Raw genomic sequence first — 25773 nt, 5'->3', positions numbered from 1 at the left:
CCAATGTTCATCCTACCGTTATCACTGCTTTGGCCTGAGAGGACCAGCATGGAAGAGAAACCCGAATTGGCGCGCCTTCAGCCGCTTCCAGCATTCACCGTTGACCCATTGGAGTCAGCCATTCGGGAGACGGTCGGCCTTCTGAGTGACCATGCCTTGTTCCTCGCGGAGAACAATTTCAGTGATGTGCAGCGCGCCCAACTGAAGTTCCTCGCGGAAAAATTGAATAGCCACCTCAACCACCTATTGAGCCTTCAGCTTTCCAGGCTGTCGGCCGGGAGCAATCCATGAATCAGCGCTACATCGGTACCAAGATCATCCTGGCATTGGCAATGACCCGCCTGGCATACAACGAATACCGTGGCTGGGATTTGCCAGCAGACGAGAACGGCGCCGATGAAGGCTACCTGGTCGAGTACACCGATGGCGGTGCGCCCAACCATCCGTCCCATGAGGGCTACATCAGCTGGTCGCCTAAGGCTCAGTTTGATGCTGCGTACCTACCGATCGGTGATGTCGAGGGTTACCAGCCCCATCAGGTGCGCGTGGTTGCCGAGAAGGCGCAGCTCGACGACAAGATCGCCAAGCTCGACGCATTCACCAAAACGCAAGCCTTCAAGAGCCTTACCGCGCTGGATGACGAGCTTCTCACCGCGCAGCTGTCGTGCATGCGCGAGTACTCCTCGATTCTGGCGCGGCGAATTCACGGGTTCTGATTCGCTCCACAAATCAGGTAACCGCCATTTTGTGGCGCGCAATTCCAAGCCCTGGCTGAGCCGGGGCTTTTTTGTATCCGCAGGCTGGGCCTGCACCAAGTCTCTGGGAGACAGCAATGACCTTGAAATTCCAACTGGACAGCCTCGAAGGCGTAGATGAATCGGTAGCAGCCCTGTACGTCGAGAAGGACGGCAAGTTCGTCCTCGGCATCGACGGGCTCCCGCAGCAGGAAGACGTCAGCGGCCTGAAGGCCAAGGTTGACGAACTGCTCGGTGAGAAGAAGGCGGCCGAGAAGGCGCGCAAGGAGGCCGAGGAAACCGCTCGCCTTGAGCGCGAAGAGGCGGCCCGCAAGTCGGGCAACGTCGAGGAGCTAGAAAAGTCCTGGTCCGAGAAGTACGCACGCCGCGAGGCTGAACTGACCGGCCAGCTCGAAAGCACCAACAGCACCCTGCAAGGCCAGATCCGGGATCTGACCGTGGGCCGCACCGCCACCGAGATCGCGACCACCCTGGCTGTCCCAGGCAGCGCCAAGGCATTGCTTCCCCACATCGAACGCCGGCTGAGCGTCGAGCAGCGCGACGGTAAACCCACCGTCGTCGTGCTCGACGCCGCCGGCAAGCTCTCGGCGGCAACGCTGGACGAGCTGAAAGCAGAATTCACCAACGATCCGGCCTTTGGCCCGCTGATCGCTGGCAGCAAGGCATCTGGCGGCGGGGCCGGGGGTGCTGGAAAAGGCGGCGGGGCCGCAAGAGGCAACATCGGCGGCACCAAAGAGGAACGCACGGCGGCACTGGCCAGCCGGTTCCCAGACCTTCCATTGAAATAAGGAAATACACCCATGTCCCTGTCGCAAATGCAGGTTTTCAACGAATACATCATGCCGGCGACTATCGAGACGCTGGATCAGATGCTCGTTGCGTTCAACGCCGCCAGCCGCGGCGCCATCGTGCTGTCCCCGGACGGCTTCACTGGCGACTTCCTGCAAGAGTCGTTCTTCCAGACCCTGGCCGCTGCCCAGCGCCGCGTGGACCGCTACGCAGCCAACGGCACCGCGCCGATCACCGACCTGACCGAGCTGAAAAATACCTCGGTGAAGGTTGCTGGTGGCTTCGGTCCGATCCGCTACGAGCCATCGCAGATGACCTGGCTGGAGCGCCCGACTGCGCAAGGCGTCGAGGTAGCATCCCGCGCATTCGCCGAGATTCTGTTGAAGGACCAACTGAACACCGCCATCGCCGCCTTGGTGGCTGCGATCACCGCTCAGGCCGCCGCCGTCAATGATGTGTCGGCCACCGCCGGCATCACCTACGCCGGCCTGAACAACGCTCACGCGAAGTTCGGCGATGCGAGCCAGAACCTGGTCACCCAGGTGATGCAGGGCACCACCTACCACAAGCTGGTCGGTCAGAACCTGGCCAACCAGCAGCAGCTGTTCCAGGCCGGCAACGTCCGCGTGATCGACATCCTCGGCAAGGTCTCGGTTGTGACCGATGCCCCTGCTCTGATGCAGGACGGCACCCCGGATAAGGAGATCATCCTGTCTCTGGTCCAGGGTGCGGCTCTGGTGCACGACGGTCGCGACATCATCAGTAACGTCCAGACCACCAACGGCAAAGAGCGGATCGAGACCACGCTGCAGACCGACTACACCTTCGGCCTGGGCCTCAAGGGCTACACCTGGGATGTGACCGCCGGCGGCAAGTCTCCGACCGATGCCGAACTGGCCACCGGTACCAACTGGGACAAGACCGCTACCAGCATCAAGCACACCGCCGGTGTGGCTCTGATCGGTGACGCTTCCAAGTAACCCTGATGGTGGGCTGGGCCTATGGCCTGGCCCACTGAGGACGTGAGCATGAGCAAGAACAACATCTGGTACCTGGCCGGCCCGTTCCACCAGTACCAGGAGGATGTGAAGGCCCTGGCCAAAGAGCATGGCTTGGTCATCGTCGACGCAAACGCCGCTGCCAGCCGCCATGGTGAGGCCAAGGACGTGCCGGAGGTGACCATTCGGCCCGAGCTGAAAGCCGTGGCCGTGGTTGTCGAGGCTGGCGGACTGAGCCAGGACGTGGTCGATCAACTGACGGCTGAGCTGGCCGCCATTGGCGTGATCGTCGAATCGTTTGCCGAGCAGAGCCTGGATCGTCCAGAGGGCGAGCTGGGCGAAACCGCAGGCCGCCTGCTTCAGGTGCTGGAAGCGGTCAATGCCGGCATCGCCAGCCTGCAGCGCGAGCGCGACGGCGAAGTCCAGAAGGTAATCGACCTGGAGCAAGAGAAGGCCGACTTGCTGAAGCAGATCGAGACCCTCAAAGCTGCTGCCGCCGACCCTGAGGTCGAGGCGCTGAAGGCTGCCCTGGACAAGGCCGGCGTGACTTACCGCGCCAACGCCTCGAAAGAGTCGCTGCAGAAGCTGGTCGACGACCTGCCCAAGTAATACCGGGGCTTCGGCCCCACTCATTCAAGCGGAGGCCTGATGGCTACCTACATCACTGTGGCCGACGTGGATAGCATCCTCGGGGCTGGCTGGGCGGCTGACGAGCACAAGGAAGAGGCGGCGTTCGAGGCGAATGCCTACCTGACCGCGCTCAACCTGGTCGGAATCGATACGGACGACATCCCTGACGACGTGAAGCAGGCCGGCGCCCGGCTGGCCAAGTGCGCAGCCCAGGGCAAGCTCTACCAGCAGCAGACCGAGGGCTCGCTCGAGGCGAAGACCGTCAAGGCCGGCTCGGTAACGACCAGCAAGACCTTCGGCTCGATCGACAAGACCACCGCGGCCGCGCAGCCTGCCTGCGTGCAGCTGGCTCTGGCCCTGCTCACGCCTTGGCGCAGCAACCCGTTCGCCTTCGCTGTGAAGAGGGGGTAGAGATGGGTCTTCGCGACGATATCCAGGCCGACCTGGCCGAAGCCTTCGATGATGATCTGGCTGATGCTGTGGTTCCATTCACCGGCTCCTACCTGGGGCCGGGCGTGCGGGATCCGATCAGCGAAACGACTACTGCCCAGCCGGTCACATACACCGGGCGCGGCGTGCTCGACAGCTACGACAGCCGACGCATCGATGGCGTGAACATCCTGGTGGGCGATGTGCTGCTGATCTGCCTGGCCAACGAGGTCACGGATAAGCCGGCGGTTGGACACCAAGTCACGGTCGAAGACCTGCTCACCGGCCGCCAGGCCAAGTACCGAGTCATCAGCCCCGGCATTGACCCGGCAAAGGCCCATTACGAGATCCAGCTGAGGAAGTGACAATGGCCAAGGGGAGAGGGTGGAGTACGCCGCCAAGTGCTTTTGCCGGTGTGGTGGAGAGCGCGCTTACCCAGCGCTCCAGGGCGATCGCCATGGCCATGCTTGGAGAGATCGTCTACAAGTCACCGGTCGGCAACCCGAAGCTCTGGAAGAAGCCGCCGCCACCTGGGTACACAGGTGGCCGCTTTCGTGGAAGCCACATCGTCAGTGTCGGCGCTCCCGTCTACACGCAGACGACCAAGATCGACAAGAACGGCGCAGAAACGATAGCAGAGGGCAATCGCCAGCTATCAGGCCTCGAGCCTTTCACCGTAATTTACATCCAAACGAACCTACCCTACGCCGAAAAAATAGAGGAAGGCCACTCGACCCAGGCGCCGGGTGGCGTCTACGAAGTGGCATTTCACGGCGTTTCGCAGGCTTACTCATGACCTTCGAACAGATCCGCGCCATCGTCATCGGGCGAATGCAGCAGTGGGCTGGAATCCCGCCTGAGGATGTTGACCTTGAGCCAAATGGCGATGCGCCTTTCGATCCTGCCGGAAGGGCCATCTGGGCCCGCCTGGCGGACATCCCCGGCCTTGGCAGCGCGCCAGAGGTCGGTATCGGCCCCTGCGTACGCCGTACCGGCATCATCATCATTCAACTGTTCGTACCCAGCTACAAGGGCACCCTGGCCATCACCAAGGCCGCCGACACGCTGGTGCAGCACTTTGAGTTCTACAGCGACCCGACCGGGCCATTCGACTGCTACGCGGCCTCGGCCAGTACTGTGGGCGATGACGGCCACGGCTGGTATCAGGTAAATATCAGCGTGCCGTACCGTGCCTATTAAGCGGACCACCTCGCACCCTTGCTCATGTTATCCGCAGCCCATAGTGGCCGGAGATTACTAAGTGCGTTGACGATTTGAGGCCTTGTCTCTCCGCGAGCGAGAAAGACTGAAACTGGTATCCGATGATCAATGTGCCATTCGCCATGATTGGACCATGACATTCCAGGGCTGAACTGAAACTCAATGCGACACCTAAGCATCTCGGCGCTATAGCCAAGAATTTGGGAAGAGCGAGAACTCTTGATTGTTCCGGTAAGGCGAAGCAGCCGGTGGAGTATCCGGCGAAGCGCCATATTCGCCCGGAAGTCAGGGCGTTTTCTCAGAACCTGCCTGTAGTAGTTCTTTCGCCATTGTGGGTTGGCCGCAAGCCAAGCCCGATGGGTGATTGCCTGCTGCGCTGAGTTTTTCGAGTTGCGAACCCGTTGCTTGGCTTTTTGGGTTTCTCGATTCTCGCGGTAGTAGGTCGCGCTTTTCTCGTTGTACGCGACCTGGTTCTTGTAGAAATACTCCTTGGATGAAGATCGGTGACGCTCCCTGTTTTGCTCGCGCCATATCCTGGCGCGCTCGTTAGCGCAGGATTTGCAAGAAGCGGCCAAGCCATCGCGTGCGTTTTTTGTAGCGTGGAATAGCTCAGAAGGCTTTTCCAGAAGGCAGGTTTTACACGTCTTCAACGGTCTTTCCCTCATCCTCGACAATTCCTCAATTTTACCCCTACAGGGCCTACTGATGACCGACACCATGAAGGTTCGAATCAATGGCGAAGTGGTAGACCGCGCCGTTGCGCATACCACCTTGGCCATCCAGGAAGATGGATCGACCATCGAGTACACCGAGCCGCTGCTTGAGCACGACGAAGTTGTCTTCAGGCCTGACGACGACCCTCTGCCGATCATCGTGGTCCGCACCATTCCCGCCTGACCAAAACTAAAACCTGCACCGCCACATGGCGGTTTTTTTACGCCTATCGATAGGAGAAACACCCCATGTCCAGTGGTGCCAAGGTATCAACCGCCTGGAAACGCGAGGTAACGCCGGGCATCACCCCGCCCGGCGACTGGAACGTGCTGACCCGCGTCAGCTTCGGCCTTGTGCCGACCTACAACACGGAAGAGAACAACGAGATCGGCGCCGACCGCATGGCCCAGGGCACCGCCCAGACCACTGTGGACGTTGGCGGCGATATCGAAACCAAGCTGCGCTACGGGGCATTGGACGAGTTCATGGCCTCATGCTTCGGCAAGGACTGGGCCGGCAACGTGCTGACCATGGGTAACGACCGAATTTCGTTCTCCATCGGATCGTACGCAAGCGACGTCGGTATCGCGGCCATTGCCCGCGGCGCCCAGGTCGCGACCATGAACTTCGAAGTCCCAAACGACAACGAAATCACGGTAACCACCACCTTCGCGGCCATCGACTGGTCCGACAAGGCCGACAACACCTCGTTCATCCTGAACCCGATTGCCGAGGCGCACCAGCGCCGCTACGGGTTCAAGGACGTCACCGGCCTGAAGATCAACGGTGTGCAGCTTGGTGAAGACAACGCCTGCGTCGACAGCTTCAACCTGCAGTTCGACAACGCCGTACAAACCCAGCGCTGCATCGGCAACGGCAATCCGTTCCCGGGCAACATCATCCCGACCACCTTCACGCCGTCTGGCTCGATCACCATGAGCTGGTCGAAGACTGCATACGAGTACTGGAAGGCGCAGCAGACTGGCGATGCGCTGAGCTTCGAGTTCACGCTGAACAACGCAGACGGTGGCTACACCTTCTTCCTGCCCGAGATGGAAGTGAGCGGCGACTGGCCTGATGGCGGTGCCACCGACATCATCCAGGTTGAATTGAGCTACACCGGCCGGCGTGTGCCGCCGACCATCACCCGCATCCCTGGCCCTGTGGCAATCGCTGCCGTGACCGTGACCCCGGCCACCGCCAGCATCGAAGTCGATGAGACGGTTGACCTTGAGGCAGTCGTCACGCCGATCGGTGCCAGCCAGCTCGTCACCTGGACTTCTTCGGCGCCGGCCATCGCCAGCGTCAGCGCCACCGGCCTGGTCACCGGCATTGCTGCCGGCACGGCAACCATCACGGCAACCAGCGCAGCAGACGGCACCAAGACCGACACCGCTGAAATCACCGTCACCGTTTAACCCTTTGCCCGGCGCGCCCTGCGGTGCGCGTCGGGCCTTTTACCGCAGAGGAAATCCATGGGTATCACCATCGCTAAAAAGCCAGAGCTCGACATCAACGGCCAGCGCTGGGTCGAGTTCGCGCCTGGCGCCGAGATCCTGGTCAGCTCCATCGCCAACCCGATCTACAGATCACACCAGGCACTGGTCAACCGCCACCTGGCCGCTATCAACCAGCAGGCCGGCGTCGGGACCGCTGATTTCAGTATCGGCGCAATCCCAGACGTGCAGCTGGAAACCGACGACGAACTGTTCGTCGAGCTGGCGGCCAAGCACCTGATCAAGGACTGGAAGGGTGTAGACGTCGAAGAGAAACCGGGCGAGCCGGCGCCTTACAGCCCTGAACTCTGTGTGGCTCTGATCAACCAGATGCCGAGCATGTACTTCCTGGCGCTGCGCACCGCCACCGACATCGCACGCCGTGTCGAGGAGAAGGCCAAGGCCACTGCGGAAAAGCAGTAGCGGCATACCTGTGGGGGCGCGAATGGGCAGGGGAGGCCAATGAAAAGGCCCGCTGGAAGCGAGAGCGGTTGAAGGGTGTAGCGCCGGTGCCGCCACAGCCAGAGATCGACGGGGTAACCGCCGAAGTCCTTGAGGCCTATGGCTACATCAGCCGATCCAGGCAGTACGTCGGAATGGTCGGCGCCCCGGCGCCAATCGCACCAGCAGCCATCACCGAGTACCTAGAGCGCTACCCGACTGCGATATGCCGCGAAGAGTATGACGCCGCCATCTTCGCCCTGGATGACGAATTCCGCAGGTACTGGGAAGAGCAGCAGGAGAAAGACAGGCCCAAATCGCCGACGAAGAAACGATAGCCCGCCCAGCGGGTTTTTTTACGCCTGGAGAATGCTATGGCGCAGGAATCCCGCCTTGCGGTGACGATCGACTCGCGAGACGCTCAGCGTAAAGCGGAAGACCTTGCAAGAACCCTCACCAGAATGCAGCAGGCAGGGGAGGCCGCCGCGGCGTCGACCGACCAGGTGAGCAGCAGCCTTGACGATCAGCGCAAAGAGCTTGCCCAGCTCCTTGGGCAGATCAACCCGTCTGTGGCTGCCCTCGGCCGCCTGGATGAGATGCAGGAGAAGCTGGCCAAGTTCAGGAAGAACGGGGTTGTCGAGAGTGACACCTTCGTGGAGTACACCCAGCGCATCAACACCATGCGCGATGCTTTGGGCGAGACCACCACGGGCATGAACAAGGCGGGCATGTCGGCCAAGGCCTATCAGGCAGCACTCCGCGGCGTGCCGGCACAGTTCACGGATATCGCGGTGAGCTTGCAGGGCGGCCAGGCACCGCTAACCGTCTTTCTGCAGCAGGGCGGCCAGCTCAAAGACATGTTCGGCGGAATCGGGCCGGCGGCCAAGGCGCTGGGTGGGTACATACTCGGCCTTGTCAATCCATTTACTGTCGCGGCGGCCGCCGCCGGCGCACTGGCCCTGGCTTACTACAAGGGCTCAGAACAGACTGATGCGCTGCGCAACAGCCTGATCCTCACCGGGAATTTCTCCAAGGCCTCAGAGGCGCAGCTGATTGCTCTGGCTGATTCCGCCGACAAGGTTACCGGGACATTTGGCCAGGCAGCTGGCGCCCTGGCCCAGCTCACATCCGCCGGTGCGAACACAAGCGGTAACCTCAAGCTGATCACCACCACCGCTGTCGAAATGCAGCGCGTCACTGGAAAGGCGATTGAGGATACCGTCGCTGAGTTCATCAAACTGGGCAAGGACCCAGTTGCTGGCATCGTAGAGCTGGACGAGAAGTACCGGTTCCTGACTGCATCGGTATATGCCCAGATCAAGGCCCTGTCCGACCAGGGCAACGCGGTGGCTGCCGCCGACCTGGCAGAGCGCACCTATGCCGAAGCCATGGGCCAGCGCACCTCGAAGATCCGGGAGAACCTGGGTCTCATCGAGCGTGGCTGGCTCAACATCAAGGATGCAACGAACGAAGTCCTCGATGCCTTCGCGAGTATCGGCCGCAAGAGTGTGGAGAGCGAAGACAAGGCCATCACCCAGCTGCAGCAGAAGATTGCGTATCTGCAGAGCACTCTGGACACCGCTTACGAGGACAACGATGCACGATCGCGCATTTCGAGCCTTCAGGAAGAGCTGAAGAAGCGCCAGGATATCAAGCAGGTCAACTCCGCCACGCTTGAGGAAGAAGAGAAGCGGCGTCGTATCCAGGAGGAGGGTCGCAAAGGGCTGCAGGACCTGGAGACCTCCTACAAGAGCGCGCTGACCCAGACACAGCGCCTGAACAAGGAGCTGACTGACCTCGACAAGGCGCGGGCCAAGGCGGTAGCTGCCGGCGTCTTTACTGCTGCCGAAGAGGCGAAGTACGCGCAATCTCGCAAGAACATCGAGAAAGAAATCGCGGACATCAAAACCCGCGAGGCGAAGAAGGCCGCGCCAAAGAACGCCAATCGAGGTGTTGCAGAGGCGGAGAACACTTTCGCCCGGCTGTACAACCAGTATGACCCAGCCGCCCAGGCAGCCCGCGCACTCACAAAAGAGCAGGGCCAGCTCGATTTGGCGATGAGCAAGGGCAAGATCAGCCAGGAGGAGTACGGCAAGGCCCTGGCCCAGGCCTCGATCAACTACGCGGCCGCGATCAAAGGCGCACAAGGCCTGACCCAGGCCGAGCAGTACCGCGCGCAGCTTGAGCGCCAACTGGCCGGTCAGCGGAATGAGTACGGCGCTGCCGCTGCCGGCGTTGGGATGGGAGACCAACAAACCCAGCGCATGCAGCAGCGTGTCCAGTTGGAACAGCAGACCAACGACCGCATCCTGCAGCTGCGCACCGAACTGGCCAACGCCACGACGGAGAAGCAGCGCCAGGACCTGCAGGCGCAGATCGATCTGACCAACGAGTTCTTGCCCAAGCAGCTTGCAGCGATGCAGGCCGGATGGACGCAGATGGATCAGGCGATGCTCAGCCCGATCAATGGCTGGACAGCGGCGCTGCAGAACTTCCAGGCAAGCGCGGCCAACGTAGCCGGGCAGACCCAGTCGCTGTTTGCGAGTGCCTTTGGCAGCCTCCAATCCAGCGTGGGGAGCGCCTTCGAGAGCATGGCACTCGACGGCCAGACCTTCGGGCAGTCAGTGGCCAACATCACGCGGAGCTTGTTCGGCAGCGTTATCAACTCGCTGGGCCAAATGGCTGCACAGTGGGCTGTGAACCAGGCCATGCAAGTGCTGTTCGGGCAGACGTCAGCAGCGGTTGCGGCTCAGCAAATCGCTCAGGTTGGAGCGGTCACTGCTGCAGAGACGGCAGGTGCGGCGACCGTGGCAACAGCGAAGGTGACGGCGGATGGGATCGCCACTGCATCCAGCCTCGCATCTACCGCTACCACAACCACCGCCCAGGTCGCTGCAGCTGGTACCACGCTCAGTGCATGGCTGCCAGCAGCGCTAGTGGCCTCTATCGGCTCATTCGGCGCAGCGGCAGTGGTAGGCGGCACGGCTCTGCTTGCAGCCTTTGCGCTGATCAAAGGCTTCTCGACTGGTGGCTATGTCTCTGGGTCGGGCACGGGAACCTCGGACAGCATCCCCGCGCGGCTGAGCAACGGTGAGTTCGTCATCAATGCCCAGGCTACGAAGCGCAACCGTCAGCTGCTTGAGGCCATCAACTCCGGCGAACGCATCTCCATGTCGGGCGAGAACATCTCGGTCAACAGCGTGAAGGGTGCACCAGGTACAGGCCAGCAGGGCGCGCAGATGAGCTTGACCGTCAACCTGATCGAGGACAAGTCCAACGCCGGGAAGGTGTCGAAGACAACGTCAGAAGATGGTCAGAGCGTTCTGCAAATCTGCGTGGCCAGCATCATGGGTGACGGCGAGCTGTATCAGGCCGTGAGCAGTAAGTTCGGAATCCCAGGGGTAGGTTCATGATTGAGTATCCAGCAGAGCTCCCTCTGCCGCTCCAAGATGGCTATGTGCTGGAAACCCCCGTTGATCCCATGCTCCGCACGCCGATGGAGTCGGGCAGGGCCAGGCAGCGCCTGAACTTCGATGAGGTGCCATACCTGATCAACGCCAGATGGAACTGCGACCGCAACCAAATGGCGTTCTTCCAGGGCTGGTACGCCAGGACCCTGGTGCAGGGCGTGGAGTGGTTCAAGGCCACGCTTCTGACGCCGATCGGCTTCAAGGACTACGAATGCCGATTCACGGGGCACTACACCGGCCCGGCGCTCGTTCAGGTCAGCCGCTGGGAGTTCTCAGCCACTCTTGAGCTGCGTGAGCCTCCGCTGATCCAGCCAGGCTGGGAGGACTTCCCGCAGTTCTGGTTCATGATGGACATTATCGACTACGCGGTAAACGAGCAGTGGCCTCTAAGTCGGTATGAGACCTACATGGACGCGTTCGATTATGGAGTGAACAGGGAGTGGCCTCAGCCATGACTGATACCACTATTCTCGAGCAGATCTACCGCGAGGCAGTCGCGTCTGGTGGCAAGGAAGCTTTCGTTCGCACTCTGGAGATCACCTGCCCAGCCTGGAGCGCGCCAGTCCTCATCTGTAACGGCTTCAAGGATCGAGTGTGCGGTACCGAGGACGGCCGACTTGTGACATTCGAGGCGGCCAACATTGGCATCGCGTTGGCCGCCAAAAACAACAAGGGCAACCAGGCCTTGGCATTCGGCGTCGACAACACCACAGGGCGCGTCCAAGCGCTCGCTGACCAAGCTTTGGATGCAAACGCAAGGGTTACCGCAACATACCGAGTGTACCTCGCCAGCGACCTCTCAGCGCCGTGCGAGAAGCCATATCGAATGTCTGTCGACAGCGATTCGTTCGAGCAGAACCAGGCGACTCTGCAGTGCGGCTTCTTCGACTTGATCGGCACGGCCTGGCCGCGCGCCCTGTACGACACCAACTTCGTGCCTGGCCTCAAGTACCTGTAAGGACTCCCCTATGGAATGGATCAACGAATACCTGTCATGCAGGTATGAGGACGGCGCTCGCGGTCCAGAAATGTTTGATTGCTGGGGCCTGGTGCGGGATGCGCGGCATAGGCATCTCGGAAAGCGCCTGCTACCCAGCTGGGGGCATGTACGCAACACAGAGCCGAAGGAGTTCACCCGGGCATACCGGGCCGAGGCACAGCACATGGAAGTATGCCGGCCTGAGCCGGGGGCGATTGCGGCTGTGATGCGTGGGCATCTCTGTGTGCACGTCGCCCTGGTGGTGGAGGCCGGCGGACGCCTCAAGGCGCTGGAGATAAACCCCACTCGTGGCGCCCGCTGCCTCCCGCTGGCCCAGTGGGAGCGGGACCACAACGCCGTCATCTACTATCGGGACCGCCAATGATCTCAGTCTTCCCCAACAAGATCGTGCCGTTCCCGGCCGAGACTCGCCAGGTTACCGGGCGGCAAAGCCTGCTGGCATGGTTTCACGCAGACGGCCTCCCTGTAGACGTGGAGCCGGCAGCGCTTCCTGTGAGCGTTTTCGTCAATGGCGAGCGCGCACTGCCAACCCAGTGGGCGGCCATCGAGTTCGGCCCGCAGGACCAGGTACAGATTTACCGGGAGCCCAAGGGTACCGACCCATTCTCGATCACCCTGGCCTTGGTGTTTGGCGCCAAGGCTGTGCTTGGCGCGCTGATGCCAAAGATGCCGTCGCTCAACAGCGGAGGCAACACCAAGCGCGGTAACGACCTCGGCCTGGCCACCGTGAAAGGAAACCAGGTAAAGCTGAACGCGGTCATCCGCGAGATCGCCGGCCGTCAGCGCCCGTATCCAGATTATGCGCTGCCACCAAACCGCTACTTCCTCGATCCGCGCTCTCAGTGGATTGAGATGCTCCTGTGTGTAGGGCGCGGAAAGTTCGACATCCCGCTCAGCAGCATCACGATCGGGGAGACCCCGGTTATCTCGCTTGGCGCTGATGCTGAGCTTCAAATCTATGGGCCTGGCGCAGACCTTTCTGGTGAAAGCGCGGCGAAGTGGTGGCATTCGGCGCCCGAGGTCGGGGCGACGTCCACCGGCACTGCGGGCATCGAGCTGAAGGCGACTTATGCGGTCAGCCCGGTGCCGACTGCGCAGTCTTACCAGTTCGCGGGATTTACAGTCACAGTGCCAACCGGCGCCGGCCAGTTTCCCGCCGGCTGGGCCGCCGGCATGATCGTGCGCATTGAAGTCGGCTACCCGTACACCGTTGTCGATGGTGGCGCAGGTCGGGACATCATTCGCGGCAAGCTTGGGCAAGTAGCGCCCTATGTCGGCATGCCCATCGAGATTGTTGGTGCAAACGCTGGTGACTACGTCGTCGCAAGCTACACGCCTGGAGTTGGCGGGGCCTCGGACGAAATGACCCTGGACTGGGCGGCAGGCGGACCCGCTACCAGCCTGGACGTGGGTTCAAACCTGATAATGGGCATTGGCTTTCGCGGCCTGCGCTATCGAATCACGGCAGCCAGTACTGCGGCAATCAGCGTTGAGCGGATAAATGCCGATGGTGACAATGACGCTACGTGGCCGGGCTACGACGTACTCACGACATCTACTGCCGTCCTGCGGCTCGATGGTTCTACGCAAGAGGGCGATTGGTCTGGGCCATTCCCGGCATGTCCAAGCGGAACGACAACTCGGCGCATCGCGTGGGATGTTTTTTTCCCTCAAGGGCTCATTGAAATCGGGGGGAAGGGGAATTGGTTCGACAAGTCAGTAACCGTCGAGCTTCAGTATCGAAATATTGCTGGGGCAGGTGCATGGACGTCATTCAAGAAGACCTACTCAGCACGGACACTGGATCAGTTGGGGTTTACCGAATACCTAAACCTTCCGGCGGGAATTAGGCCAGAAGTGCGCATGCGCAGAATTGGCGCCAAGACCGGAGATGCAAGTACTGCTGATAATGTTCAGTGGTATGGGCTACGCGCCAACCTGGTAGCCCCGACTCGCTACGAAGGGGTGACCATGCTGGCGCTTCGGGTGAAGGGCGGTAACCGGATCGCCTCGCAGTCTGAAAGCCAGGTCTCATGCATTGCTACCAGGATTCTGCGCACGCGGAGGAACGGCGCCTGGACCACGGAAGAGCCGACTCGCGACATCGCGGCATGGATTGGCTACATCGCCCAGAGCGTAGGGTACTCGGTCGAGGATGGTAATTCTGACATCGACCTGGCAGAGCTGGATCGACTCCAGGCCATCTGGAGTGCCAGGGGTGACCACTACGACCGAACCATTGACTCGGCCAGCACAGTGAAGGCCTGCATGATTGAGGCCCTTCAGGCTGGCTTTGCCGAGCTGACCATTGATCGTGGGTTGATTCGCCCTGTTCGTGATGAGCCTCGCGGCCCAGACTTCGATCACATCTACAACCCGCAGGTGATGACCAAGCCGCTGAAGCGTGAGGCCGAGCACTCCACAGCAGATGACTTCGACGGGGTGGATGTTGAATACCTCAGCTCAGCCACCTGGCAGGTTGAGACCGTTCCGTGCCGGTTGCCCGGGGATCTTGGTCGGCGCACCGAGAAGGTGAGAATCGAAGGCGTATGCGACGAGCACCGCGCCTGGCGTATCGGCATGCGCCGCCGCCGACAGCAGGTCTACCAGCGCAAGCGCTACAGCTTCTCGACGGAGCTGGACGCGCTGAATAGCGGCTACCTGGATTACGCGCTGCTTGGCGACACCACGCCCGGGTACGGCCAAAGCGCGATGCTCAAGGGGTACGCGAAGCTGGGCAGCCTGCACATGCTGGTCTCGTCGGAGCGCCTTGATTGGTCTGCCGGCGGCGAGCACTGGGTTGCTCTGCGCCGGCTCGACGGTAGCGCGTCAGGGCCGTATGTGGCCACGCGAATCGACGACTACCGCCTGACCATCCCTGCACTGGACTTCGTTCCAGTTCTGGACACCGCTATGGACGCGCCTGTGCTGCAGTTCGGCCCAAAGGCCAAGTTCTGCTACCCCGCGCTGATCAAAGAGGTCAACCCAAGCGGGACGGTCAGCTGCAACGTGAACGCTGTGAACTACGACGAGCGCGTCTATCTGGACGACGACAACTTCCCACCGGCCTGACCGGACCCTGAATGAGCATGCCCGCCACTGAGCGGGCTTTTTTATGCCCTGGAGAAATGCATGGCCTACGACACCAATAACCCGGTTGGCTCTACCGACCCTCGCGATCTGTATGACAACGCCGGGAATCTGGACAAGTTTGTGAATGGTGAGCAGCCGTTCTACCCAGATCGTCTTGGTAAGCAGCGAATCAGCTGGAGCGGCATCGAGGCAGATGTCGAAAGCGCGTTTGATGGCTGGGAAGCACAATTCCAAGCATTCCTGCAGGCCAGCTCCTATGAGCCTCCGGTGAGCTATGCAGCCGGAGTGACTCTTGAGCGTATCACTCAGACTGTTGTCCGCGACGATATTCAGTACCGACTGAAAGACCCGGCCTTGCTTCCCTACACCATTACAGGGAACTGGGCGACGGAGGAGGACAAATTCGTCGTGGTCGGCGACAGTTCACTTCGTCAGGATTTGATGCTGGGAACGAGCCAGATCGTTTCGCCGGAATCCGTTTCCTATTCCAACAACGGAAGTACTGGATCGCTGAAAGTCGCGCTTGATGCGATTTTCAAGGGCGATGGTCTGCATCCGTCGATGTTCGGATTTTCCCCTGGTGATGACATCACAACGCTGCTAAACAGCCTGCAGTTCCCCTTCGACCTGCAAGCAGACAGCTACATCGTGACGGCTGGCGTCACTCGTACCGCCAGCCTGCGCAACGGCACGATCAGCTATGGCGGCGGGACTACGACAGGCGCATTCGCCAACGCGATTGTGGCCTTCACGACAACGGAAGACCTCGACGCGAGCCGACTGCATGTCAAATACACCGGATCTGCCTCCAGCGTAATCGGCATCTGCGCATACGGCGGGACCCACAACATCAACCTGCGCGGGTGCCTTGCGGAAAATACGCCAGGCCAGGGCATCCGCGTCCAGGGATGCGATGACCCTGACCTCACCGGCTGCGAAGCCTTGAACTGCGTAAGAGACTCTGTAGGATCTACTGACTTAGGATTGACTTACGGGGCTATAGCAGTGTTCGGGGAAAGCTCCGTATGCAACCGGGCGAAGCTACACAATTGCAATGTTTCCGGAACATCAACTGGCATATCTATTTCCTACGGATCGGGGCATTCGGTTCGAGATTGTGTACTGAAGTGCACAGATAAAACAGCCAGCCCAGAAATTACCATGGGAATTTACTGTATCGGGCTTCTCACAGATCTGGAGATCTACCGTAACAGTATCGCCAGCTATCCCCTGGAAAGCATCGATATTCACAATACTGGAGCATCTCCAGTTGCTGGCGTGTCGGGGATCCGTATCCATCACAACGTGGTGCGAGACGGTGGCTACCTTGGGGTATCCGTCATTTGTGCAGCCCCTGTACTAATTAGAGATGTTAGCATCCATGATAACATCCTCGAAATTAACCCAGCAGAAGCCCCCGATGGATTCGGAGGTGGAATTCAGTGTCAGCAGGTACGGTCTCTTATGTTGGCGCGCAATCGCTGCTATTGCCTTACAACGCCATCCGTCCCGCTTGCGACTTTCGGGATCCAGATAAACTCCTGCAGTCATGTTTCCTCGGAAAGCAATTATCATCAGGGTGCTTGGGGTATCTACGAGTCTTACGCCGATTGGGAGACCTTGCGGGTGTCGGGAACGGACGGGGATTTGCTATCCGCCGGGTCGGAGGGGATCCGCCTTACTCAGACGCGAGCATCCGCATCAGGGCAATTGAATGGCGTTCGCTTGGTTGGCACCGCTTCAGGATCAAAGGTTGTCCGCCAAGTAGGAGTTCCTTTAACGGTATTCACGATGCAGAACAACTACTTGAACGGCAGCATCGATATGGCGGCAGGGATCAACGACGGTCTTGTCAGCGATAACCTGTTCCGAAATTTCTCCGGATCACTCGTGCTCGGCACCGCCACCATCGCCTACAACAACCCTGGTTGGCTTGACTTTGTTACCGCCAGCGCCTCGCCTGTGCCAGGGACGATCAAGGCCTGGGCACCCTATCGAAGAGGGGCGAATACCTACTACATGCCTCTGTATCAGCCGACTACTATGTAGTATATGGGACAAGCCCAGCATCACATACGCGCGATGCTGGGTATAATTCTTTGAAAATTAAAAAACATAATGCTTATAGATTTTAGCTTTCTTTATTGGAATATATCCGGGGCATTTACTTTTGACCATGAAACGAATTGCTCGGCCAATTTCAGACTAGCATACTCTGAGTAATGGCCGTATTCGTCCCGGAATACTGGCATTCCGTCAATTATAAAATTGCAATCTCTGGAGTTGCAGAATAATTGATTTTGATCAAAAAATAGTGTTTTTGGATTGCTTGATTGTATTTCGCTCATCAGCTTCTCAAACGATTTTTTTAAACGAAGATGATCAGATTCTGGTTTGCTGCAATCATTTTTTGGAGATGTGAAGGGTCTGGAAAAGCATCCCTTTATATCGTATGGCAAAACCATATGCGGCACGAAAATTATGGCCTTGGCGCCACTGCTCTCGATATATGAGATCTTTTCTTTGATTGATTCTATGTACTTGTCTGTCGGAGCGCCTGATAGCCCGCTTATAAGTACGTACTTTAGTCCTGGGGTCTGGCTTATAATCTTTTTTATGTACTCCATCTGATGGAGCGGCCTAAATCCTGCGCACGGTCTTCCTGTTTTTGGATCGTCTGGTGACTGGGTGTCTGCCAGGGTAGGGTCGCACGCACCGATAGATAAAATAGTCTGGTTTTTGAATTCAGGTACGCTTTTCAAACCTGGGTAAATATGATTGGCGAAGCTGTTGCCCATCAAAAGGATGGTTGGCGGCTTGTCGTTGTTTGTTGCGCAGAACCACCAATCATAAGTCGATGCCTCTTTGAATTTGTATCTGTTTAGGCAGGTCTTGTTTGTGGAGAAATTCCAGTGTGGCCCAACAAATTGCGAGTTAATATCCTTGTACGATTTTACGGTATTTCGGTTTGGAATGCCTGAATAATAATATGTGGCAAGACCTATGCACAGAGTAATGCCCATGGCAGCAGTAAGCGCATGAGTCTTGAGCTTCCATTTGGTCTTCGCTCTTAATGGTTTTTCAATCAAGTAAAATGTAGCTGCTGCTAGTATTACAGCTGCAACAACGGCTATCGCACGAAGCTCTACGGAAGCCGTTTCACCCTCCACTACTCGCAGAAGTGACAGAAGAGGCCAATGCCACAGATAAAGTGGGAAGCTTATCAATCCAATCCAAACCATGGGTCTGCTGGATAGTATGTATCTGTTGATCACTGCGCTAGGGCCAGCGGAGATCAGGGCAACGGCTGCGCACACTGGGATCAACGCAAGCCACCCAGGGAAGCTGTTCTCTTTGCTGATAGTCGCAATTCCATACGCAACGAGAGATATTCCTCCAAGGGATAGAAGGTTTGCAGAATAGAATCTAGGTTGAATATTCTTGAATATCGCAAAGTAGGCTAGAATCGCGCCGGCGATAATCTCCCAAAATCTGGTTTGGGGCGAATAGAAGATTGATACTGAATCGCCTTTGATCATGCTGATGTTCAATGCGAACGATACAGTAAACAGAACTGCCGAGACTATCAGTATGTTTGCGCGAATCTTCCATGCGGCCCAAAGTATGATGGGCCAGAGAAAGTAGAATTGCTCTTCAACGCCGAGAGACCAGAGATGTAATAGTGGTTTTGTTTCTGCCGAGTTGTCAAAGTATCCACTTTCATTAAGCAGTACGATGTTTGAGACGAATGCAGCCCCACCGGCGATGTGCTTACCAAGTTGCTCGAATTCATCTGCGAATAGTCCGAACCAGCCGAATATGTAACAGGCCGTTAGAACCGTGAGCAGAGCTGGGAAAATTCGCTTAACCCGTCGAGAATAGAAGTCGGAAAAGCTGAATGTACCGTTTGCGATACTTTTTAGAAGGATTCCGCCGATCAGATAACCGGAAATCACAAAGAAAAAGTCTACCCCGACAAAACCGCCTGGAAGTGCGCTTGGAAATGCATGGAATATGACTACCGCAATGACTGCAACTGCTCTCAAGCCATCAATGTCAGGGCGGTACTGGATATTCGGATTGCTCATAACTTACCTGTTGTGTTGGTCAGCTGCCTGCTATGGCGGCCGAGAGTTTAACCCAAAGGAGTGCCCATGCCGATCACCGAGCAGCAATTGCTGCAGATCCTCCCCAATGCCCGCCCAGTCGCGGGCATTTTTTTGCCTGCTCTAAACCGGGCCATGGCTCGTTTCAAGATCAACAGCCGTTTGCGCGCCTCGGCGTTTCTTGCACAGGTCGGCCATGAGTCGGGCCACCTGCGCAGCCTGGTTGAGAACCTGAACTACAGCGCCGATGCGCTGGCGCGGACCTGGCCCACACGGTTCACCGCGCTGTCGAGCGCCGCCTATGCCCGGCAGCCTGAGAAGATCGCGAACAAGGTATATGCCGATCGCATGGCGAACGGCCCCGAGTCATCGGGCGATGGTTGGCGGTACCGAGGCCGCGGGCTGATCCAGCTCACCGGCCGGTCGAACTACCGCGCCGCCGCTGACGGCCTGGACCTGCCCCTGATCGATAAGCCTGAAATGCTGGAGCAGCCGGAGAGTGCGTGCCAGTCGGCAGCCTGGTGGTGGGCACAGAACGGCCTGAACGAGCTGGCGGACGATGGGAAGTTCGAGGCGATCACCCGCAAGATCAACGGCGGCCTCAACGGACAGGCTGATCGGCTTGCCCTGTACGAGCGTGCGCTCAAGGTGCTGGTGTGACTTGGCTTAGGCTGGCACCAGCGTGGGTCTGGTGGCTCGGCATTGCTATCGCTGTCGGAGCCTTCCAGCAACTCAGGGTGCTCGGCGCCGAGGGTGACGCAATGAATGCGCGCAAATCCCTGGCCGATTACCGGCTTGAGGTCGCGGAGCGTGACAGGCGTAGCGCTGTTCGTGACCGGGCAGAAGAGCAGCGCCGCCAATTAGTGGCTGATGAGGAGGGGGAGAATGCCGAACGGGAAAAGAAAGCTCTGCAGGGCAAACTTTTTGCTGCTGAGTCTGCTGCTGGCGGGCTGCGCGGGGAAATCAACCGGCTACGCGCCGGGCATTCAGCCACCTGCGATACCATCGCTACCCAGCAGCGCCAGGCAGGAGCCACTGCCGTCGTGGTGCTCGGGGGATTGCTTGAAGACGCTGACCGAATGGCGGGCAGCTGCGCAGCAGCGCTTGAGCGAAGCCGAATAGCTGGGCTAGCGTGTGAATCGATCATGGACGGCACGAGAACGCCCCGCTGACCGGTGATTGCCTGAGGCCATGACGGGCTATACGATACTGGTTTTACATACAGTATCGGCCATGTCACTCCCATACCCTCCAGCCTGGGTAACCGCACTCGATGACCGCGATCCACTGATCACAGATCCAGAGGCGCGAGTTGCCGTGCTCAGGCAGATGGCCTACGACTGCTATCAGCGGGCTGAGGTGTCCATCGAGGAGATGGGCGAAATGCTCGAGCTTGTCGAGGCGGCGCGGCTTTGGGCGCTGATAGAGCACGAAGAGGCCTGGGCGCTGGACTTGTTTGGCGACTATCCGCAGGATCATCCCGGCGGCGTACAGGTGATACAGGGTAGCGGCAAGCCCACCTGTGAGTAGCTATATAAAGGAAGGGGAACGGTCGGCAGAACGCCGGATGCGGGACGGAGCCCGTGGGGAGATTTTCGGGGGATGGTGAAAATTGGTATTGCACAGTGCGGCACCGTTTGCAGCGAGCAACCGCTCAAGGCCTTGAATTCAAAGGCTTCCGTGATATCCTGCACGCATGGGGTGCAAGGGGTCGAGTGTTCGAATCACTCCGTCCCGACCATATATTTCAATGACTTAGGCCATTCTCGAAAGGGGTGGCCTTTTTCATGTGCGTGACTTTTGCGTGACTTCTCAGGTTGTTACGCCTGCCTCCTCTTCAAAATTGTCAGCACCGGCCCACGCGAGTCCGTCGCTGAAACTTTGTTTGCCGCCTCTATCAACTGTCCCAGCTCCGCGCCAGAATAGTGACTGGTCACGCTTCCGTTCTTGTGGCCAAGTAGCGACTTCCGATCTTCCTCTGTTACACCCGCTGCTTTCAGGCGCCTGCCGAAAGTGTGCTTCAAGTCGTGAACCCTGATAGAAGCGAACCCGGGGTGTGCCGGCCGCAAGTGTTGCTCCTGCCAGAGCTTTGCCGCGCGCACCCTCGCTTTTTTCCAGGCCGAGTCGTTCATCCTGTGCATCCCGATGCCGTTGTAGGGGAACACCCACTCCCGGCTGATTCCGCGCTGCCCGTCGATGATCGATTTGGCCACGGTGTTCAGCACCACCAGGCGCTCGTCCCGATTCTTCACGCCTGAGTTCTCGTGCCGGCCGCCGAAGTCGGCAGGTATCAGAAAAACGCTGGTGCCCAGCTCAGGTACCGAGATTTCCCAGTCCCACCTCAATTTGCAGACCTCCTGCTCGCGGCAGCCCGTGTTCACCTTGAACAGGGCCATTCGCTGCAAGTGGTCCGGCAATTCTCCGAAGAGAATCGACTGCTCGTCCCACGACATCGGGTAGGGCTTTCGACTGGCTCTCTTCTCCTCCAGCTTGGCCAGCAGCGGAATGCTGTCGAGCCAGGGTCTGCGCTCTTCATCCCGCCACTTCCGGCAAGCCAGCGATAGAACGCGAATCACACGCTCGATCGCGATGTTGACCGTTCTGTTGCTGACTGCCTTCCTCACCTTCCCATCCGGCAAGTCTTCGTCCGTCTGCCGGTCCCGAATGAACGGGGCCAGCGCCTGGTCGTCGATGTGGGTCAGTGGCAGGTCGCCCAGGTATGGGTCCAGTTGCTGCAAGCACAAAGCCGTAAGTTTGATCGACGGCTGATCCTTGTGCTCGAGCAAGTACCTGGTGGCCGCCTCGCGGAACGTCCGCATCTGCCGGATGCCATACACCTTGCGCTGGCGGATCTGCTCCAGGCGGTGAATCAGGTACTTTTCTGCTTCCGCCCGGTCACCAACTCCAGTGCTTTCGTAAAGTCTCTCTCCGTTGATCTTCTTGTCGATGTGCCAGATGCCGTTCCTTTGGGAAAGGCCTGTGATTGTCTTTCGCGCCATCCCTTATCTCCTGATGGGCGCTCGCTGCCGGGTGATTGTCGTCCCTGAGCGCCTTCTTTCGCAATTGCCATTGCCTGGATGTAGTCGTTCACCCAGACATCAAGTTCTTCCCGGTCAAAGCCGATGCCGCGCTCCCCGATTGGGAATTCGCTCACATACGGCCTGACGGTCTTGTTAAATTCAGCCCGGCACATGCCGAGGTACTGCGGGGCTTCGCCGGCGCGGATAATGCGCGGCAGAATGCGTGCGGCAGGTGCCGCGCTGGCGTTCGCCATGGGATGGTCTCCACGCCGCCGGTGGCGGCAGGTTGGTGGTCAGGGCTTGGTGATCGGCGTCCAGCCGCCCGGCCGGTGAGTTTCGTGGTAGGTATCGATTCTGCGATGCCGCCCGTGGCTGATTCGGCAGACCCTGCACATGCGCGAATCGCCGAAGTCCCCATACTTCACGTGCGAGAACCGTGACCATCGGTGACCAAATGGCTTGCATATCAGCAAGCGTCCGGCCAGCACGATTTCGTTCCAGGCCCGAGGGTAGTTGCTGTGCAGATCGAGGTGGACGTGGTTCAGGCGCATGCCCATCCGCCATTTCAGCGGACGGTGCTTGTCGCCCTTGCGAAGCGGCTCGGTGACGAGCTTCCATGTTTGTTTGAGCACAGGTCATCCTCGCCCGCGCATGTCGGCGGGCTTGAGTAGTTGGGGGAGGGGTTAGGCTGAAGCGGGGCGCTTCATGAAGGTGATCCAGTGCGTCTTTTCGCGCTTGCCGGACTTGTGGCCAAACAGGGGCTTCTCATCGGTGAGGGCCAACAGCTCGCTGACCAGCACCTGGGTTTCGTTCCACTTGAAGATCAGGACTCCTTCAGGTTCCAGTACCCTGAAGCACTCGGCGAACCCCTGCCGGATGTCTTCGCGCCAGTCGCTGGTGAGCAGGCCGTACTTGGCGCGCATCCAACTGTCGACACCAGCGCGGGTGAGGTGCGGCGGATCGAACACCACCAGGCGGAAGGTCGAATCCTCGAAGGGCAACTGCCGGAAGTCCATCAGCACATCCGGCTCAACCTTGAGCACCCGGCCGTCGCAGAGCAGGTGCTCCTCGTCGCGGATGTCGCCGAACAAAGCGCGCTGGTCTTGCTTGTCGAACCACATCATGCGGCTGGCGCTGCACGGATCGAGCACTTTTGCTGCGGCGCTCATCGCGGCCCCCTGTAGATCAGGTAGGCCATGTACATCAGGGGCAGGATCATGGCATCAGCTCCTTCGGCACCTGGACGGTATCGCCGAGCTTGGCCTGTGCTATCGCTCGGCAGGCGGCAGACAGCGCATTAGGGCCGCCTCCACTTGGGAGCTCCTGCTGTCCGGTTGGTTTGCACACATAGGCGCACCAGTATTCGCCGGTAGGGCTGCGACTGAAGCCGCTTCCATTGAAGCTGGTTTGAACGTGGTGCTTGTCAATCAGCGGCCCGCCCAGCGCCCAGTCTTCCCACGGGTTGTAGCGTTTGGTGTGCTCGATGGCCTGGCCCTGGTACCGGGCGAACACCCGCCAGGGGTTGCCGTACTGCGGCGGGACCAGTTCAAGGTTCAGCCCTTCGGCCTTGCCGACAGCCCAGCCCAGCGCTTCGCCGGCCAAGTCGGCCGTCTTCACTTCGATCAGGTCGGTCATGGCTGCACTGCCTGCCAGAATGGCCCCTTGTTGGTCACCAGTCCTTTTCGCTTCAGGCGCTGACATGCCTTGCTGATCTCCTCGCGAGATTCGCGAATGGCCCCGCGCATGGCGTGAGCCGTCGATCCCTCGATGCCAAGCAGGTGCACCAGGACCCGCTCATCAGGACCGCCGGCTATCATATTTTTCGCGTACTCGGCTGCCACTGTGGCGATAGCTAGGCGCAGAGCTTCGCGGCGTGCCGCTGGATCATCTGCATGCGGAATCTCGCACGCCTTGTACCCGGTGTATGGCACGAAGGCAGTTGCGCGAGCGAGGCTGTGAAGTGAGCAGATGTCCACCTTCAACTTCGAGATGATGAGCATCGTCTGCCGGTCATCCTGCATCGGCAGCCAGACCTCTCGGCCTGTCTCGGGGTCGTCGTAGTAGAAGGAGTCACTGCCGCGTCGGTACTCCAGCTCAAAACCCATGGCCTTGGCCGAAAGCTTGATGATGTCGTCTTCTTTCACAGCTGATACCTCTCATCAATCCAGCACCCCTGAGCGGCTGCTGGGGTAGGGGAGTTGTCTTCTTGTTCGTGCGGGGAGAGCTGGCGCTGGTTGCTGACCTGCAGCTGGCTGTCGGGAATGCAGCTGATGCCTTTCCCGTACCAGCTGCTTACGACCCAGCATGTAACGCTGCGGCGGTCGTCATGGATCACGGTCACACCGTCACCGAAACCCATGTCTTCCCGCTCAAGTCGGCGGATTTCTGCATCAGGGGATGCTGCGCTGGCGCCGGTGGCCAGCAGCAGGAGGCAGAGGGCGAGGCGGGTCATGGCTGCACCTCGCCGCTGTAGCGCTCGTAGCCTTCGCCGTACTCATGGCAGTAGGTCGCAGGCCAGGCGCCCCGGGTGCCCTCTGGCACCATGTTGTACATGCAGGCGTAGGTGCCGCGACCCGGGGTTGTCTTGATCCAGACGTGGACAGGGCCGCCAAGCGCCCAGCCCGGATACCGCTTGATGGCTGCGGCCATGAACTGCTCGAGGTCGTGATGCCCCTTGCTCATGACGATGTAGGTGTCTTCGCCAACGCTCTGCACGTCGAGCGGATGCTGTTTTGCAGGCATGCAGGTTCCTTGGCCGCCATATCGCGGCAGTGAATAGAGGGGAGAGGGGCAGGGGTGTTGCTACGGAACGCGGACCCACCAGCTTTGTGCGTAGGCCACGCCGTCGATGAACTCGATGCCAGTGAACGTGGCGCCCATGGTCGACATACCAGTCATCACCGCCTCATACAGCGGCGGCAGAAGCGGCTCGCCCGGGTGAATCTTCAGGATCGACGCAGAGCTGGAAGGCCGGCCCATGGGTGAGAACGCATCGACGCACAGGTGCACGTCTCCGCGGATCGGCACGGCGCTGTTGATCTCTTTCTTGCTGCGGGGCACGCCGCGCACGCGCATTGGAACGATGAGGAAGTGCATAGAGGATACTGTTCAAATAAACAGTATTTTGTTCCCGCTTCGCTCAGCCGTCGATGGCGCTTCGTCGGGTGGAGTACAAATGTTCTCCTGTCGGAGTTTTTCGCTACAGGATGCGGCTCGGCTGGAGCGCGAGACCCTTTACGGCCTCGCTGTAAATGAACTTGATCTGCTCCCACGGGATCGTGTGACGTTGCGCGTATTCACCTTCGCCATCGCATATTTCGCATCCTTCTGCTGGCTCCTCCAGGTCAATGCATTCCGGGCATTCGCGAATGACTTCCAGCTTGAACTCACCGAGCAGCAGAGCTTTGGCGCCGTTCTCGGCCGTGAGCCGCCTGGGCATGAGGCAGTAACCGTCTGGGATAGCTGCCGCCGGCTCGCCCTGGTACTGGGCGGCTGATTTCTTGCGTCGGTTCCAATCCCGAACGAGCAGTTCGCGCTGCTCGTCAGTGGCGAGCACCATCATGGTTTCAGGATCGAGGAAGACGCACTCCTCGTCGTGCTCACCCATCACG

At 59.4% G+C, this 25773-nt stretch carries 32 protein-coding genes and 1 pseudogene; 22 read left to right on the top strand and 11 right to left on the bottom strand.

Features of this window, described 5'->3' with window-relative positions:
• The first annotated feature begins 48 nt into the window (after positions 1–48).
• The 19 genes from JZZ72_RS18015 (at position 49) to JZZ72_RS17925 (ending at position 17085) form a co-directional block, all read left to right on the top strand.
• Positions 49–291 carry a hypothetical protein gene (locus tag JZZ72_RS18015; RefSeq protein WP_157811426.1) on the top strand — a complete coding sequence of 81 codons (243 nt, stop codon included), beginning with the start codon at positions 49–51 and terminating at the stop codon, positions 289–291.
• A complete protein-coding gene (locus JZZ72_RS18010) occupies positions 288–716 on the top strand; it encodes a crAss001_48 related protein (RefSeq protein ID WP_100633246.1) in 429 nt (142 codons plus the stop codon). The genes JZZ72_RS18015 and JZZ72_RS18010 overlap by 4 nt, the downstream gene beginning before the upstream one ends.
• Positions 717–832: 116 nt before the next feature.
• Positions 833–1543, top strand: coding sequence for a hypothetical protein (locus tag JZZ72_RS18005; RefSeq protein WP_100633248.1), 711 nt, complete (start codon positions 833–835; stop codon positions 1541–1543).
• Between the two features lie 12 nt (positions 1544–1555).
• On the top strand, positions 1556–2524 hold the full coding sequence (locus JZZ72_RS18000) for a major capsid protein (RefSeq protein ID WP_156858491.1): 969 nt from the start codon (positions 1556–1558) through the stop codon (positions 2522–2524).
• Between the two features lie 48 nt (positions 2525–2572).
• Entirely contained in the window at positions 2573–3151 is a 579-nt protein-coding gene (locus JZZ72_RS17995; RefSeq protein ID WP_210014810.1) for a hypothetical protein, read from the top strand.
• A gap of 39 nt (positions 3152–3190) precedes the next feature.
• The gene (locus JZZ72_RS17990; protein WP_100633252.1) at positions 3191–3583 is read left to right on the top strand and encodes a protein singed; all 393 of its coding nucleotides are present in this window, start codon (positions 3191–3193) and stop codon (positions 3581–3583) included.
• Between the two features lie 2 nt (positions 3584–3585).
• The gene (locus JZZ72_RS17985) at positions 3586–3966 is read left to right on the top strand and encodes a glutamate 5-kinase (protein ID WP_210014809.1); all 381 of its coding nucleotides are present in this window, start codon (positions 3586–3588) and stop codon (positions 3964–3966) included.
• A 2-nt stretch (positions 3967–3968) separates the two neighbouring features.
• Positions 3969–4397, top strand: a complete 429-nt coding sequence (locus JZZ72_RS17980) for a hypothetical protein (protein ID WP_100633256.1) — start codon at positions 3969–3971, stop codon at positions 4395–4397.
• Positions 4394–4801: a phage tail terminator-like protein gene (locus JZZ72_RS17975; RefSeq protein WP_210014808.1), complete on the top strand. Its 408-nt coding sequence runs from the start codon at positions 4394–4396 to the stop codon at positions 4799–4801. Before JZZ72_RS17980 ends, JZZ72_RS17975 begins: the two co-directional genes overlap by 4 nt.
• A gap of 726 nt (positions 4802–5527) precedes the next feature.
• Positions 5528–5719 carry a hypothetical protein gene (locus JZZ72_RS17970; protein WP_210014807.1) on the top strand — a complete coding sequence of 64 codons (192 nt, stop codon included), beginning with the start codon at positions 5528–5530 and terminating at the stop codon, positions 5717–5719.
• Positions 5720–5784: 65 nt separating this feature from the next.
• Complete coding sequence (locus JZZ72_RS17965; protein WP_100633262.1) at positions 5785–6954, top strand: phage tail tube protein; 1170 nt, start codon at positions 5785–5787, stop codon at positions 6952–6954.
• A gap of 57 nt (positions 6955–7011) precedes the next feature.
• Positions 7012–7455 (top strand): hypothetical protein, encoded by a 444-nt coding sequence (locus tag JZZ72_RS17960; RefSeq protein ID WP_210014806.1) that lies wholly within the window; start codon positions 7012–7014, stop codon positions 7453–7455.
• A gap of 86 nt (positions 7456–7541) precedes the next feature.
• Positions 7542–7811: a hypothetical protein gene (locus JZZ72_RS27845; protein WP_313328343.1), complete on the top strand. Its 270-nt coding sequence runs from the start codon at positions 7542–7544 to the stop codon at positions 7809–7811.
• Between the two features lie 36 nt (positions 7812–7847).
• Positions 7848–10886, top strand: a complete 3039-nt coding sequence (locus JZZ72_RS17950) for a phage tail tape measure protein (RefSeq protein ID WP_210014805.1) — start codon at positions 7848–7850, stop codon at positions 10884–10886.
• Positions 10883–11398 (top strand): transposase, encoded by a 516-nt coding sequence (locus tag JZZ72_RS17945; RefSeq protein ID WP_210014804.1) that lies wholly within the window; start codon positions 10883–10885, stop codon positions 11396–11398. Before JZZ72_RS17950 ends, JZZ72_RS17945 begins: the two co-directional genes overlap by 4 nt.
• The gene (locus JZZ72_RS17940) at positions 11395–11901 is read left to right on the top strand and encodes a DUF1833 family protein (protein ID WP_210014803.1); all 507 of its coding nucleotides are present in this window, start codon (positions 11395–11397) and stop codon (positions 11899–11901) included. The genes JZZ72_RS17945 and JZZ72_RS17940 overlap by 4 nt, the downstream gene beginning before the upstream one ends.
• Before the next feature lie 10 nt (positions 11902–11911).
• Positions 11912–12307: a hypothetical protein gene (locus tag JZZ72_RS17935; RefSeq protein ID WP_210014802.1), complete on the top strand. Its 396-nt coding sequence runs from the start codon at positions 11912–11914 to the stop codon at positions 12305–12307.
• Complete coding sequence (locus tag JZZ72_RS17930; RefSeq protein ID WP_210014801.1) at positions 12304–15015, top strand: host specificity factor TipJ family phage tail protein; 2712 nt, start codon at positions 12304–12306, stop codon at positions 15013–15015. Before JZZ72_RS17935 ends, JZZ72_RS17930 begins: the two co-directional genes overlap by 4 nt.
• A 60-nt stretch (positions 15016–15075) precedes the next feature.
• Positions 15076–17085 carry a right-handed parallel beta-helix repeat-containing protein gene (locus tag JZZ72_RS17925; protein WP_210014800.1) on the top strand — a complete coding sequence of 670 codons (2010 nt, stop codon included), beginning with the start codon at positions 15076–15078 and terminating at the stop codon, positions 17083–17085.
• A 92-nt stretch (positions 17086–17177) separates the two neighbouring features.
• Here the strand turns inward: JZZ72_RS17925 and JZZ72_RS17920 are convergent, their stop codons facing one another.
• Complete coding sequence (locus JZZ72_RS17920) at positions 17178–19124, bottom strand: acyltransferase family protein (protein ID WP_210014799.1); 1947 nt, start codon at positions 19122–19124, stop codon at positions 17178–17180.
• A 66-nt stretch (positions 19125–19190) separates the two neighbouring features.
• Between JZZ72_RS17920 and JZZ72_RS17915 the strand changes: the two genes are divergently transcribed.
• From JZZ72_RS17915 to JZZ72_RS17905, 3 genes are all read left to right on the top strand, one after another.
• Positions 19191–19802, top strand: coding sequence for a glycoside hydrolase family 19 protein (locus tag JZZ72_RS17915; protein WP_210014798.1), 612 nt, complete (start codon positions 19191–19193; stop codon positions 19800–19802).
• Entirely contained in the window at positions 19799–20314 is a 516-nt protein-coding gene (locus tag JZZ72_RS17910) for a DUF2514 family protein (RefSeq protein ID WP_210014797.1), read from the top strand. The genes JZZ72_RS17915 and JZZ72_RS17910 overlap by 4 nt, the downstream gene beginning before the upstream one ends.
• Before the next feature lie 61 nt (positions 20315–20375).
• The gene (locus tag JZZ72_RS17905; RefSeq protein WP_236066289.1) at positions 20376–20672 is read left to right on the top strand and encodes a hypothetical protein; all 297 of its coding nucleotides are present in this window, start codon (positions 20376–20378) and stop codon (positions 20670–20672) included.
• A 290-nt stretch (positions 20673–20962) separates the two neighbouring features.
• Here JZZ72_RS17905 and JZZ72_RS17900 read toward each other — a convergent pair whose 3' ends face one another.
• The 10 genes and pseudogenes from JZZ72_RS17900 to JZZ72_RS17860 all read right to left on the bottom strand — a co-directional run.
• The gene (locus tag JZZ72_RS17900; RefSeq protein ID WP_286898266.1) at positions 20963–22126 is read right to left on the bottom strand and encodes a tyrosine-type recombinase/integrase; all 1164 of its coding nucleotides are present in this window, start codon (positions 22124–22126) and stop codon (positions 20963–20965) included.
• Positions 22012–22416, bottom strand: coding sequence for a hypothetical protein (locus tag JZZ72_RS28110; protein WP_328825167.1), 405 nt, complete (start codon positions 22414–22416; stop codon positions 22012–22014). The genes JZZ72_RS17900 and JZZ72_RS28110 overlap by 115 nt, the downstream gene beginning before the upstream one ends.
• Positions 22417–22455: 39 nt before the next feature.
• Positions 22456–22794, bottom strand: coding sequence for a hypothetical protein (locus JZZ72_RS17895; protein WP_210014794.1), 339 nt, complete (start codon positions 22792–22794; stop codon positions 22456–22458).
• Between the two features lie 51 nt (positions 22795–22845).
• Positions 22846–23331: a class I SAM-dependent methyltransferase gene (locus tag JZZ72_RS17890; protein ID WP_058541207.1), complete on the bottom strand. Its 486-nt coding sequence runs from the start codon at positions 23329–23331 to the stop codon at positions 22846–22848.
• 46 nt (positions 23332–23377) lie between these two features.
• Positions 23378–23797, bottom strand: a complete 420-nt coding sequence (locus JZZ72_RS17885; protein WP_210014793.1) for a DUF2591 domain-containing protein — start codon at positions 23795–23797, stop codon at positions 23378–23380.
• Positions 23794–24306, bottom strand: coding sequence for a hypothetical protein (locus tag JZZ72_RS17880; RefSeq protein WP_210014792.1), 513 nt, complete (start codon positions 24304–24306; stop codon positions 23794–23796). The genes JZZ72_RS17885 and JZZ72_RS17880 overlap by 4 nt, the downstream gene beginning before the upstream one ends.
• A complete protein-coding gene (locus tag JZZ72_RS17875; protein WP_210014791.1) occupies positions 24303–24614 on the bottom strand; it encodes a hypothetical protein in 312 nt (103 codons plus the stop codon). The genes JZZ72_RS17880 and JZZ72_RS17875 overlap by 4 nt, the downstream gene beginning before the upstream one ends.
• The gene (locus JZZ72_RS17870; protein WP_210014790.1) at positions 24611–24904 is read right to left on the bottom strand and encodes a hypothetical protein; all 294 of its coding nucleotides are present in this window, start codon (positions 24902–24904) and stop codon (positions 24611–24613) included. The genes JZZ72_RS17875 and JZZ72_RS17870 overlap by 4 nt, the downstream gene beginning before the upstream one ends.
• Before the next feature lie 60 nt (positions 24905–24964).
• Positions 24965–25258, bottom strand: a complete 294-nt coding sequence (locus tag JZZ72_RS17865; protein ID WP_210014789.1) for a hypothetical protein — start codon at positions 25256–25258, stop codon at positions 24965–24967.
• Positions 25259–25361: 103 nt separating this feature from the next.
• A pseudogene (locus JZZ72_RS17860) lies at positions 25362–25773 on the bottom strand (hypothetical protein); the annotation flags it as partial.

Origin of the sequence: Pseudomonas palmensis, assembly GCF_017848315.1 — a bacterium.
GTDB classification, from domain to species: domain Bacteria; phylum Pseudomonadota; class Gammaproteobacteria; order Pseudomonadales; family Pseudomonadaceae; genus Aquipseudomonas; species Aquipseudomonas palmensis.
Note: the sequence above shows the minus strand (reverse complement) of the source record. Positions and strands in the feature narration are given on the sequence as shown.

What these genes read in the sequence shown, in the direction of transcription:
- JZZ72_RS18015 (WP_157811426.1), top strand. Translation starts at nt 49, where the DNA reads ATGGAAGAGAAACCCGAATTGGCGCGCCTTCAGCCGCTTCCAGCATTC.
- JZZ72_RS17875 (WP_210014791.1), bottom strand. Translation starts at nt 24,614, where the DNA reads ATGACCCGCCTCGCCCTCTGCCTCCTGCTGCTGGCCACCGGCGCCAGC.
- JZZ72_RS17950 (WP_210014805.1), top strand. Translation starts at nt 7,848, where the DNA reads ATGGCGCAGGAATCCCGCCTTGCGGTGACGATCGACTCGCGAGACGCT.
- JZZ72_RS28110 (WP_328825167.1), bottom strand. Translation starts at nt 22,416, where the DNA reads ATGGCGAACGCCAGCGCGGCACCTGCCGCACGCATTCTGCCGCGCATT.
- JZZ72_RS18000 (WP_156858491.1), top strand. Translation starts at nt 1,556, where the DNA reads ATGTCCCTGTCGCAAATGCAGGTTTTCAACGAATACATCATGCCGGCG.
- JZZ72_RS17935 (WP_210014802.1), top strand. Translation starts at nt 11,912, where the DNA reads ATGGAATGGATCAACGAATACCTGTCATGCAGGTATGAGGACGGCGCT.
- JZZ72_RS17915 (WP_210014798.1), top strand. Translation starts at nt 19,191, where the DNA reads ATGCCGATCACCGAGCAGCAATTGCTGCAGATCCTCCCCAATGCCCGC.
- JZZ72_RS17885 (WP_210014793.1), bottom strand. Translation starts at nt 23,797, where the DNA reads ATGACCGACCTGATCGAAGTGAAGACGGCCGACTTGGCCGGCGAAGCG.
- JZZ72_RS17975 (WP_210014808.1), top strand. Translation starts at nt 4,394, where the DNA reads ATGACCTTCGAACAGATCCGCGCCATCGTCATCGGGCGAATGCAGCAG.
- JZZ72_RS17960 (WP_210014806.1), top strand. Translation starts at nt 7,012, where the DNA reads ATGGGTATCACCATCGCTAAAAAGCCAGAGCTCGACATCAACGGCCAG.
- JZZ72_RS17990 (WP_100633252.1), top strand. Translation starts at nt 3,191, where the DNA reads ATGGCTACCTACATCACTGTGGCCGACGTGGATAGCATCCTCGGGGCT.
- JZZ72_RS17925 (WP_210014800.1), top strand. Translation starts at nt 15,076, where the DNA reads ATGGCCTACGACACCAATAACCCGGTTGGCTCTACCGACCCTCGCGAT.
- JZZ72_RS17965 (WP_100633262.1), top strand. Translation starts at nt 5,785, where the DNA reads ATGTCCAGTGGTGCCAAGGTATCAACCGCCTGGAAACGCGAGGTAACG.
- JZZ72_RS17945 (WP_210014804.1), top strand. Translation starts at nt 10,883, where the DNA reads ATGATTGAGTATCCAGCAGAGCTCCCTCTGCCGCTCCAAGATGGCTAT.
- JZZ72_RS17930 (WP_210014801.1), top strand. Translation starts at nt 12,304, where the DNA reads ATGATCTCAGTCTTCCCCAACAAGATCGTGCCGTTCCCGGCCGAGACT.
- JZZ72_RS17920 (WP_210014799.1), bottom strand. Translation starts at nt 19,124, where the DNA reads ATGAGCAATCCGAATATCCAGTACCGCCCTGACATTGATGGCTTGAGA.
- JZZ72_RS17905 (WP_236066289.1), top strand. Translation starts at nt 20,376, where the DNA reads ATGTCACTCCCATACCCTCCAGCCTGGGTAACCGCACTCGATGACCGC.
- JZZ72_RS17980 (WP_100633256.1), top strand. Translation starts at nt 3,969, where the DNA reads ATGGCCAAGGGGAGAGGGTGGAGTACGCCGCCAAGTGCTTTTGCCGGT.
- JZZ72_RS17865 (WP_210014789.1), bottom strand. Translation starts at nt 25,258, where the DNA reads ATGCACTTCCTCATCGTTCCAATGCGCGTGCGCGGCGTGCCCCGCAGC.
- JZZ72_RS17985 (WP_210014809.1), top strand. Translation starts at nt 3,586, where the DNA reads ATGGGTCTTCGCGACGATATCCAGGCCGACCTGGCCGAAGCCTTCGAT.
- JZZ72_RS17890 (WP_058541207.1), bottom strand. Translation starts at nt 23,331, where the DNA reads ATGAGCGCCGCAGCAAAAGTGCTCGATCCGTGCAGCGCCAGCCGCATG.
- JZZ72_RS17995 (WP_210014810.1), top strand. Translation starts at nt 2,573, where the DNA reads ATGAGCAAGAACAACATCTGGTACCTGGCCGGCCCGTTCCACCAGTAC.
- JZZ72_RS17870 (WP_210014790.1), bottom strand. Translation starts at nt 24,904, where the DNA reads ATGCCTGCAAAACAGCATCCGCTCGACGTGCAGAGCGTTGGCGAAGAC.
- JZZ72_RS18005 (WP_100633248.1), top strand. Translation starts at nt 833, where the DNA reads ATGACCTTGAAATTCCAACTGGACAGCCTCGAAGGCGTAGATGAATCG.
- JZZ72_RS17970 (WP_210014807.1), top strand. Translation starts at nt 5,528, where the DNA reads ATGACCGACACCATGAAGGTTCGAATCAATGGCGAAGTGGTAGACCGC.
- JZZ72_RS17940 (WP_210014803.1), top strand. Translation starts at nt 11,395, where the DNA reads ATGACTGATACCACTATTCTCGAGCAGATCTACCGCGAGGCAGTCGCG.
- JZZ72_RS18010 (WP_100633246.1), top strand. Translation starts at nt 288, where the DNA reads ATGAATCAGCGCTACATCGGTACCAAGATCATCCTGGCATTGGCAATG.